The sequence below is a fragment of the Massilia phosphatilytica genome, assembly GCF_977014125.1.
Genome location: NZ_CDRNIL010000137.1, coordinates 1 through 2,337, shown reverse-complemented (window position 1 = coordinate 2,337; position 2,337 = coordinate 1). Strand labels below are relative to the sequence as shown.

The following is a 2,337-nucleotide window of genomic DNA, read 5'->3' as shown; positions in this document are numbered from 1 at the left end:
TGTTGTAGCCTTGGTTCGGTTGGTCTTGCTGACCAAGAAACGGAGGAGTTCGTTGGATGATCCAGCACCTAGACGTCCCAGCCGGCGAGCAGGTCGGGCAGCGCGGCATACGGCTGCTGGCCCAGGTAATGGATGTTGGGGCGGCGTGGAAGACGCTCCGGATCGATCTTGACGACCGGTCCGGCCAGCACGATCTGCCGCTCGGGATGACTTTCGGCCACGGCGCCGACGAGGGTCCGGATCGAAGCGCTCGTCCAGCACGCCGTAGAAGCCCAGGCGCGGATGCGGGACGGCGTCCTGCTGCGGATGCGCGCGCCCGCGGTCCAGCGCCTGCTGGAAATGCACGACGTCGACGCTGCTGGAAAAGCAGTGGACGTTCGGGTGGCGGTGGCGCTTCGCCTCGTACAGGCTGGGGCCGCCGGCGAACACGAGGTCGGCGATGGAGAGCAGCGCGCTTTCACGCTGCAGCAATTGCTTGGGTGGATTCTTGAACGACGCCAGTTCATCCATGCAGTCGTACACGACGAGCGCGGGCCGCAGCAATTGCAGCAGCGGCAGCGCCATCGGCGTATAGAACCAGGCGACGACGTCCTCGCCCGGCGGTGCCAGGCTGCGCGACCATGGGCTGGAGCAGCCGCAGTTGATCGTCGTGGAAACCGTTGGCGTGGATCGGGGTGTGCGCGCGGCACACGGTCACGTTCGGCGCGGGGCTGGAGCGTTCCATGAACGGGGCGCCATCGTCGTACACCGGCTCTTCGACGAACAGGACGGGATAATGCTGGGCCAGGCGCGACAGCAGGTGCTGCGGCCGCTGGAACACGAAATCCCAGCGCAGGTGGCTGAAAACGACGATCGTGGACATGATGGGCTCCTTGTCGCCCGAGGGCGGTCGGTTGATCGATGCAAAGCGGGACCGCCCGCACCGCGGCGCGCCGGCGAACGCGGGTCGCGCGGCACGGACGGGCGTGTCCGTCCATCAGCGCGGCCATGCGTGGCCGCGCAGCGATGGGGCAGGCGCCCTGCGGGTGCCGTGCTCGCGACGGGGTTCGGAGCGCGCCGGGCGGCGCGTTACATCAGCCCGGCGCGTCTCCCTCCTCTTCCACGTCCTTGGGTTCGAGCGGGACATTGCGCGTCGCCGCGCTGATCACCTCGAACGGCAGCTTGGGAGTTACGGTCCGCGTTGAGCAGGCCGTTCGCTTCCTGGAACGTGTCGGCGAACTGGGTATAGCAGAAGCCGCTGAACATGAAGGTCTCGTTGACCACTTTCAGCAGGCGTTGGTACAGCGCGTGATAACTCTCGGCCGTATGGGCACGGGTATAGCCCCACGTGCCGTCCTCGGGCGTCGCGTTCGGGTCGTACGCGATGCCACCGAATTCGGTGAGCACGATGGGCTGGCCGCGGTGTGGGAAGCCGTCCAGCGTAAGAATGCGTCCGCCGGGACGCCGTTGATCGAACAGCGTGCGCACCGGGTCGCTGACCTCGTAGCGCGCCTTCAGCTTGTCCGGGCTGCAGTCGTAGTCGTGGATGCCCAGGATGTCGGTGGCCGACGCTTCCCAGCCGTCGTTGCCGATCACCGGGCGGGTCGAGTCGAGGGTGCGCGTCAGGTGGTACAGCGCCTCGACCGCGTTGCGGTGCGCCTGGGTCAATGTCAGGTTCGGCACGCCCCAGGATTCGTTGAACGGCACCCACACGATGATGCAGGGGTGGCTGTAGTCGCGCTCGATGGCCTCGGTCCATTCCTTGACCATGCGCGTGATCGCGCGCGGCGCGAAGCGGTAGGCCGAGGGCATCTCTTCCCACACGAGCAGCCCCAGCTTGTCGGCCCAGTACAGGTAGCGCGGATCTTCGATCTTCTGGTGCCTGCGCACGCCGTTGAAGCCCATCAGCTTGGCCAGTTCGACGTCGCGCTTGAGGTGCTCGTCGGATGGCGCCGTGAGGAACGACTCCGTCCAGTATCCCTGGTCCAGCACGAGTCGCAGCGGATACGGGCGGCCGTTCAGCAGCAGGCGGTCGCGGTTGATGTGGAACGAGCGCAGCGCCGTGTACGACTTCACGTGGTCGACGATCCGGTCGCCGCAGCGCAGGATCACCTCGGCGTCGAGCAGGGTCGGGCGTTCCGGGCTCCACAGCAATTCGTTGCGCGAATCGTCGATGCCGGGGTCGGACAGCGCGATCTTGCGGTTCGCCTCGCCGGCCAGCAGCTTGTAGTTGTCGTCCGCCAGCAATTGCTTGCCGTGCCAGATCTTAACCTCGACAAACATGTCTTCCTGGATGTCGCCGCCGGCGATGACTTCGCAACCGATCTCGAAGGTTTCGAACAGCGGCGTCCAGCGCAG

General features: G+C 66.3%; 2 protein-coding genes and 1 pseudogene. All 3 read right to left on the bottom strand.

Annotated elements, in window-relative coordinates:
• A pseudogene (locus ACWNCF_RS04935) lies at window positions 1-564 on the bottom strand (hypothetical protein); the annotation flags it as partial.
• Window positions 503-862, bottom strand: a complete 360-nt coding sequence (locus ACWNCF_RS04930; protein WP_449406239.1) for a hypothetical protein — start codon at window positions 860-862, stop codon at window positions 503-505. The gene ACWNCF_RS04930 and the pseudogene ACWNCF_RS04935, both read right to left, overlap by 62 nt.
• Before the next feature lie 206 nt (window positions 863-1,068).
• Window positions 1,069-2,337 (bottom strand): glycoside hydrolase family 2 TIM barrel-domain containing protein (locus ACWNCF_RS04925; protein ID WP_449406238.1); only part of this gene is annotated, 1,269 nt, incomplete at its 5' end.